Genomic DNA, 7,912 nt, shown 5'->3' with positions numbered 1-7,912 from the left:
AGGCGTCAGATGGTTACGGCATTCCGAGGAGTTAAAATTCTAAAGGACTGACGTTTAAACCATTACTGGAATTGGTTTAAAAATTTATTTGTTTTTACAGTTTTTTGTAGTTTTTTCGCGTTTTCAATGAAAACATCTCACTTTTCAAGAGATAAAGCTATAAACAGTTTTAAATTTCCAATTCATAAAAAAGTAGTAACCTAACCATAAATTATTGTATTACTATGATAATAGTTTATGTATCAATCCTATAGAGTTTAATTTTCTGGATATTTCTATGTCTTTGGTCTTCTTGCCTGCGGCAAATCAGAAATTATCTTTCCCTATCGATTATCTTCTGGAATGCTTTCACATCTTTCGCTATTTCTCCGCTTAACAATATCATGCAGATCAAATTCGGTATCGCCATCAACGCATTCGCAATATCTGAAAAGTTCCATACAAGTTCCAAAGTCTGTGTTGCACCAACATAAGCAACCAGTGAGAAAATAATTCGATAAACCATATTCAGTTTATGGGTTCCTACCAGATATTCAAAAGCTTTTTCTCCATGATATTCCCATCCAAGAATTGTGGAGAAAGCAAATAATGTAATACCTATTGTTACGAGATATCCACCAACTTTTCCGAGTACTGTGGAAAATGCAGCGATGGTCAATGCGGAGCCAACATAAAGCTGTCCTGTTGCCGGGTCAATCTGTCCAAGCACACCAGAACTTGCGATGGCGAGACCCGTGATCGTGCAGACAACAATCGTATCCCAAAAAGTTCCAGTCATATTAATATAAGCCTGCCTTACCGGATTATCCGTTGTTGCGGCTGCGGCTGTGATTGCAGCAGAACCCATTCCAGCTTCATTGGAAAAACACCCACGGGCTACACCGTAACGTGCTGCATTCATCATGGATGCTACGATATTTCCACATAAAGCACCACCTACTGCTTTCACACTAAATGCCATTTTAAATATCATAGAGATTCCTGCTGGAAGGTTATGTATATTTCCAAGAATGACGATAATTCCGGCAGCTACATAAAAAATAGCCATAACAGGAACTACTACGGAAGAAACTTTAGAAATGGTCTTGATTCCTCCAATAATAATTAAAAGTGCGAGTACTGTGATCACAACGCCAACCACTGTTACTGACACACCAAAGGTTGCGTGAACGGATGTTGCAATAGAATTTCCCTGTGTCATATTTCCGATACCAAAGGAAGCAATTACTGCAAACAGGGCAAACAGCCAGCCAAGTACTGCACCTAGCTTTTTATTTTTCAGCCCTTTTTTCATAGTATACATTGGTCCTCCGGACATTTCGCCTTTTTCGTTAACCTCTCTGTATTTAATCGCTAACATACATTCAGAAAATTTAGAAGAAAGCCCAAAACAGGCAGATATCCACATCCATACTAATGCTCCTGCTCCACCAGAAACCATAGCAGTTGCAACACCTACGATATTTCCGGTTCCGATTGTTGCCGCAAGGGCGGTTGTAAGTGCGGAAAACGGGGAAACATCTCCTGTTCCACGACTCTTTGTTCGCGCCTCTTTACTCAGAGTCTTTTTTAATGCCCATGGAAGATTTCTCCATGTCAGGAAGTTACAACGAACTGTTAAAAGTACTCCTGTTCCTACCAAAAGAACCAGCATCACTGGTCCCCATACAAAAGAGTCTATCTGTGATACAATGTTACTTATTTTTAGCATACTTTTTGCTCCTCTCTTTTTTTAGATTTTCGTCTACAAAAGACTTTTTCTGTTATTTCATATAAGAGTCTGCAAAAATTTTTCTGCCCTATTTTGCAATATTCCAGAGCATATTTGAAACACGCTCTAAATCTATCTCTTAAAAAGTATACGAAACAACAAAAAGGAGCAACGAAAATCGTTGCTCCTTCAACTTATGAATTAAGTATATCATATATGTCAATTATGTCAATATGCATTTTTAATTCTTAATTCCTGCATTTTTCAGTTTTATAGCTTTGAATTTCTATAATCATCAAAGCTTCTACTTGTTCCATATCATAATGGTTTTACCCATCATCTTATTAATATCCATCTCAAATGCCCTTGTCATATCTGCAATAGAGTTCACTTCAACCTGCGCTCCTACGATATTGCTGAGGTAACCGAGAATTTCTGGATATTCCTGATATAATTCAACTGTTTTCTCAAAATCGGCTCTTCCACTTCGGCTGCTTCCATAAAGATGAAGCCCCTTCTCTAATACCATACGGGTATTGATTGGAACCGCATATTCTGATACCCCAAGAAGGGCAATTGTTCCTTCTGGCTGGATAATATCAATCATCTGATCAATTGCTTTCTGAGAAGCGTCACCACCTACACACTCAATCGCATGGTCAACCTTAAGGTCTTCCGGAATCTCCCATACAAGATGGGTCTCATCGGCAAAAGTAAAACCACTCAGCTTATCTTCATTCGTTCCAAAGATAACCAGCTTGGTATCTGGATGCATATAGTGGAAAAATACTGCGGTAATGTAACCTAAGTTACCATCTCCCCAGATACCTACAACATTCTTCCTCGCGTGAGTAAAACGTTCAAAACGACGAAGGGCATGTACACTAACACTGACAATCTCTGTGAATGCAGCTACAGTTCGATCAATATCCTGCGGTAAACGCACCAGTCTGTCTCTGTCTAAAGCGACATTATCCTGCATAAATCCATCAAAACCGCTTGCACGGAACTTGGAACTTCTCAGATAATTTTCAGCGATAACATCGTCCTTCTCCACTGGTGTATTCGGAATCATAACAACAAGTTCACCCGGCTTGAATTCTCCTGTCGCATCATACACCACATCACCAATCGCCTCATGAATCAGAGCCATCGGCAGCTTCTTTGCCATAACATCCGCCGGACGTGTTCCCTGATAATAACGCTGGTCTGCATGACAGATAGATAAATGCGTTGGACGCACAACTACCTTATCACTATTTAAATCAATATCGTTAAATGCTACTTCAAATCTCCTGGGTGCTACCAGACGATACACTGTATTTAACATTATTTCTCTTCTCCTTTAATCAAAGTTTCAGCAACTCGCAAGTCATATGGATAAGTGATCTTGATATTAAAAACTTCTCCCTCTACTAAATGTACGTCCTGCCCCTTGATAACGAAAATCTTGCAGGCATCTGTAAGAATCTCTTTTTCTTCTTCTGTCAGTCCCTCGTAAAGCTCTTTTAACTTCTTTGCCTTAAAAGACTGCGGTGTCTGTCCCTGATACATAATAGAACGGTCAGGAATGTTACTGATAATCTCATGTCCTGCACTTTCTACAATAGTATCGGAGGCTGGGATAACGGTATCACAGGCACCGTATTCCTGCGCATAACGAATGTTATCTTCAATAATACGATAGGTAAGGAATGGACGAACAGAATCGTGTGTTACGATAATCGTATCATCATCCAGACCATATTCTTTTTCAATGTAACGAATAGAATTCATGATTGTCTCATTACGGGTAGAACCACCCTCAATCACTACAATCTTACTAGAATCATTAAAGTTCTTCTTAACCAGATTCTTCGTATGATTAATCCACTGAGAAGGGCAAAGTACGATTAACTTCTCAAACTTACTGTTCACATAAAACTTCTCTAATGTATGAAGAATGATCGGCTTGCCACCAACGCTAAGATACTGCTTTGGTTTCTCAACATTTCCCATTCTGCTGCCGATTCCTCCGGCTAAAATTACTCCAAAAACCATGTTTCCTCCTTTATCGGGCATCTGCCCTTTAGCAAGTAAAATAATGTAAGTTTATCATATACCAAAGAGGGAAAACTGTCAATTGAATTACTATTTAATTAAGGAATAAGCCAGAAAGATATTTCGTTCCGGTGTTGGTTTTAAAAATATTTTTCTGTACTTTTTGGGCTGCTTCCCTGCTGCTTCCGTCTTCAAAGAGATTTACTAAGAAATCAGCTTCCACAAGGATTTGGTAGTCTAGTCCTTCTATCTCGTTATATGTATGGTGGTGGGCAATAAGGAAAAGTACCCGGTCGATGACCGCTTCATCATATCCCAGTGCAAGCAACATCGGTTCTGCTACTGCAGGGCCTTCTTTTTCCTGATATTTTCCATTGGAACTTCCGTATTTTTCTTCGCTTATTTTTATTCCGATGTCATGAACAATCGCTGCGGTTCGGAGGATATGCATTGTTTCCGTATCAAGGGATTCTGACTCACCAATTAATTTTGCAAATTCGTAGACTTTGAGAAAATGCTGTACTCTTTTGGGGTCTCCGGCGTAATATTCCATCATTTTTTCTATTAGTTTTCTGTCTTGTTCATCCATGATATTCTCTTCTCCTTGTGTTGCCTGAAAACGCCCTGGGGTTCTCCTAGTATTTTCCATTATATTGACTGTATCTGTTATATCTGTTTTCATATTTTTTACTGTATCTTTTGTTACCTTTTCCTGTATCGCTATATTTTTCTGTATAGTTTTCTCTTCCTGTACAGTTTCATTTTCCAAATTAAACTCTCGTAAAAGTGCTTCTTTCATCATATCTTTCGGTGCCATATTTTCTGTCCAGAGACAATAATTTAATGCTGCCTGGTTTACTAACATACCAAGTCCGTTGACGGTAGCTGCTCCGCGAGCTTTCGCCTCTTTTAAGAACTTTGTTTCTGGTGGATTAAATACAACATCGCATACCGTCATGTTCTTCCTGATATCTTCATATGTTATATCTGGTTTATTTTCATCAGGATAAAGCCCCACATTAGTACAGTTCACGAGAACTTCTGTGCCTTCTGGAATAGGTACGCTTCCTTTCCATGTAAAATAAACTCCCTGCGCTTCTGTTTTTTCAGAAATTAAATCGGCAAGTTCTTTACCTCTTTCTTCATTGCGAGCAACAATATTAACTGTTTCCGCTCCTGAAATCGCACATTCTACAGCTACTGCTCTTGCTGCGCCGCCGCTTCCAAGTACAGTTATTATCCGTCCATTTAGTTCTATCCCTGTCTCCATTAATGATGTGACAAAGCCTTTTCCATCAGTATTTTCCCCAATGAGTTGCCCATCCTGTACACGAATGGAGTTTACTGCTCCAATAATCTTTGCCGCTGGAGAAAGTTCATCCAGAAATGGAATGACTGCAATCTTGTGTGGAATCGTAAGATTCAATCCTCTCATGCCAATGGCACGTATTCCTGCAATTGCATCTTTTAAGTTTTCCTTTTCTACCTTCATGGTAATGTATCTGTAATTTAATCCTTGTGCTGCAAAACCTGCCTCCATCATGGGGCCGGTAGGATTTTCATCTACTGGGTTACCAAAAAGACCAACGAGTTCTGCTCTGTAATTTTTGCTCAAAATATACTCCTTTCTAAAATATTTAGACCGGAGTTTCATACCAAACAGGCAATTACGAATCGTTGCCATCCCAAAGTTTTTAACTTCACCAGGCTGTGGCAATATGTGCAAATATTCGTATTTGCCTGTTTGGTATGAAACTCCTCCCTTAAATACTTTTATAACATTAGTAAAGCAATTGCGAATCATTACCATCCCAAAGGTTTTGACTTCACTAGGCTGTGGCAATATGCGCAAATATTCGTAATTACCTATTAGCTCTGAAACTCCTCCTCTCAACACTTTTGCAATATTAGTAAAGTGATTTATACTATTGGTATCAAAAATTTTTTCGCTATTTGTAATTGTATTCTGAAGGTAATGGCATCTTAAATTTCGTATTATCCACATTTTCCTACAGTAATAAAATAAATAGACTATTTTTAAAAAGACATATTTTCTTTCATTTGATAAACATTTTACCACGAAAATTTTCTACCGTAAAATGTATATTTTTTACCTCAATTTCACATCTTAATTAGAACTTAAGTAGTACTCAAATTTGCTGTTGCATTTCACACAACTAGAATTTCTGCTTTGCAACATGCCAAAGTCAGAACTTTTTGGCATACTATATGGCATTTACGGTTTCGGAGCAAGTGCAAGATGCCCTAAAGGCATTTTGCGCGCAGCGACTACAGAGTAAATGCCATATAGTATGCTGGAAGGTTCGTCTCTTTAGCCAGCCCCAAAGCACAAATTCTCCAAGGAGGTTTTATGGATATTTTATATGTTATTTTTCTGTCTGTTTTTTCTCTAGTTGTCCTTTTTCTTCTGACAAAATTAATCGGTTATCGACAAATGTCAGAGATGAGCATGTTTGACTATATTAGTGGTATCACAATTGGTTCGATTGCTGCTGAAATGGCTACAGCTCCTGATTCGAGTTTTTTAGAACCGCTTACAGCTATGATTGTTTATGGGCTACTAACGGCTTTTCTTGCTTTTATTACGGGAAAAAATATGAAGATACGGCATTTTATTTCTGGTTCGCCTTATATTTTGTTTAATGATGGGCATTTATATGAAGGAAATTTTAAGAAAGGACATATTGATCTGTCCGAATTTCTTGTGCAATGCCGTTTAAATGGATTTTTTGATTTGAAGGAATTACAGACGGCGATTCTTGAAGAGAATGGTCGCATCAGTTTTCTTGCAAAATCGGAGCATCGTCCTGTCTCACCGTCGGATTTGAATTTATCGCCGCACAAAGAATGGCTGCTTCCAACCTATATCATGGATGGGAAAATTCTTTATGAGAATCTCTTACATTCCGGAAAAGATGAGGAATGGCTCAGAAAACAGCTTTCTGCACATGGCTGTAAACGCCTGTCTGACATATTTCTTGCAACAGGGAATCAACAGAATACTTTAAATGTTTATTTTAAAAATAACCGCAGGGGAAGTAGTGTTATCAAAGAGTAACATCCTTCCCTTCTGTGGAACTTTTCAGTGGTATCCTTAAAGGCATGCATCTTCTTGCCGGAAGGCTGGTAACTTAATTTTTGAATTTTTTTCTCTTTTAGACTTCACAAATGAAAGTTTGTCTGTTATAATCGATTCGTTTCTATCATAAATCGACATTTTTCTCAACTTTTATTTCATTTTCTTTTTGTCGGATTTATGGTAGTACATAGGTTTAACAAAATTCATATATAAGGCTATTTTAAACAATGATTTTTTATACGATTACCATTGTTTATATTTTTTACGTCTTTTTTCCGTGTAGTACGGACATGAGTTTTTTATAGAAACACATTTCCTTTTACTTAGGAAGAAATGTACTCTCAGAATTTCTACTATCTGAACGTATTTGAAAATGCTTTTTTATTTTTCAAACACAATCTAAAACGGATATATAATTGCGATTACTTAACATTTTGAGAGTACACAGAATACAAATTGGAGGATAACATGAAAGATTTAATTGAAATCCGCTGGCATGGTCGCGGCACTTCTGCTTGCTGATGTAGCTTTCAGTACTGGAATGTATGTGCAAGGATTCCCTGAATATGGTCCAGAGCGAATGGGTGCGCCGATTACTGCATACAATCGTCTGAGCAATAAGCAGATTCGCGTCCATTCTAATATTTATGACCCTGATTATGTGGTTGTTGTGGATGAAACGCTTTTAGATTCTGTCGATGTAACAGAAGGCCTGAAAGAAGAAGGGGCAATCATCATCAATACAAAACATGCAAAAGAAGAACTTTTACCAAAATTAAATGGCTATAAAGGCCGCGTATACACAATTGATGCCAGAAAGATTTCCTTAGAAGCACTTGGAAAGTATTTTCCAAATTCACCGATGCTTGCTGCTATCGTAAAAGTATCCGGTGTTATGGATGACGAAGCTTTCCTTGCAGAGATGCAGAAGTCGTACGCACATAAATTTGCTTCAAAACCAGAGGTGATCGAGGGTAATATGAAGGCTCTCTCCCTTGCTTTACAGGAGGTACAATAATGATATCAGATATCAACAAACTCGAACTTGATGTAAAATGGCA

At 38.1% G+C, this 7,912-nt stretch carries 6 protein-coding genes and 1 pseudogene; 2 read left to right on the top strand and 5 right to left on the bottom strand.

Annotated features, from left to right (window positions below; all coding sequences use genetic code 11):
• Positions 1–313: 313 nt before the first annotated feature.
• From EUBHAL_RS13190 to aroE, 5 genes and pseudogenes are all read right to left on the bottom strand, one after another.
• Positions 314–1,711 (bottom strand): alanine/glycine:cation symporter family protein, encoded by a 1,398-nt coding sequence (locus EUBHAL_RS13190; RefSeq protein ID WP_005350935.1) that lies wholly within the window; start codon positions 1,709–1,711, stop codon positions 314–316.
• A gap of 304 nt (positions 1,712–2,015) precedes the next feature.
• Positions 2,016–3,041, bottom strand: a complete 1,026-nt coding sequence (locus EUBHAL_RS13185) for a ribitol-5-phosphate dehydrogenase (RefSeq protein WP_005350933.1) — start codon at positions 3,039–3,041, stop codon at positions 2,016–2,018.
• A complete protein-coding gene (locus tag EUBHAL_RS13180; RefSeq protein WP_022170333.1) occupies positions 3,041–3,751 on the bottom strand; it encodes an IspD/TarI family cytidylyltransferase in 711 nt (236 codons plus the stop codon). Before EUBHAL_RS13180 ends, EUBHAL_RS13185 begins: the two co-directional genes overlap by 1 nt.
• A gap of 94 nt (positions 3,752–3,845) precedes the next feature.
• Complete coding sequence (locus tag EUBHAL_RS17015) at positions 3,846–4,340, bottom strand: HD domain-containing protein (protein WP_081452309.1); 495 nt, start codon at positions 4,338–4,340, stop codon at positions 3,846–3,848.
• 195 nt (positions 4,341–4,535) lie between these two features.
• Positions 4,536–5,405 (bottom strand): annotated as a pseudogene (gene aroE, locus EUBHAL_RS17010) (shikimate dehydrogenase); the annotation flags it as partial.
• Between the two features lie 717 nt (positions 5,406–6,122).
• Between aroE and EUBHAL_RS13170 the strand changes: the two are divergent.
• Both EUBHAL_RS13170 and EUBHAL_RS13165 read left to right on the top strand, forming a co-directional pair.
• A complete protein-coding gene (locus tag EUBHAL_RS13170; RefSeq protein ID WP_005350927.1) occupies positions 6,123–6,830 on the top strand; it encodes a DUF421 domain-containing protein in 708 nt (235 codons plus the stop codon).
• 517 nt (positions 6,831–7,347) lie between these two features.
• Positions 7,348–7,869, top strand: coding sequence for a 2-oxoacid:acceptor oxidoreductase family protein (locus tag EUBHAL_RS13165; protein WP_005350925.1), 522 nt, complete (start codon positions 7,348–7,350; stop codon positions 7,867–7,869).
• Positions 7,870–7,912: the final 43 nt, after the last annotated feature.

The organism is Anaerobutyricum hallii DSM 3353 (genome assembly GCF_000173975.1).
In the GTDB taxonomy this organism is placed as follows: domain Bacteria; phylum Bacillota; class Clostridia; order Lachnospirales; family Lachnospiraceae; genus Anaerobutyricum; species Anaerobutyricum hallii.
The sequence above is the reverse complement of the archived record's forward strand: the minus strand, read 5'-3'. Positions and strand labels throughout refer to the sequence as shown.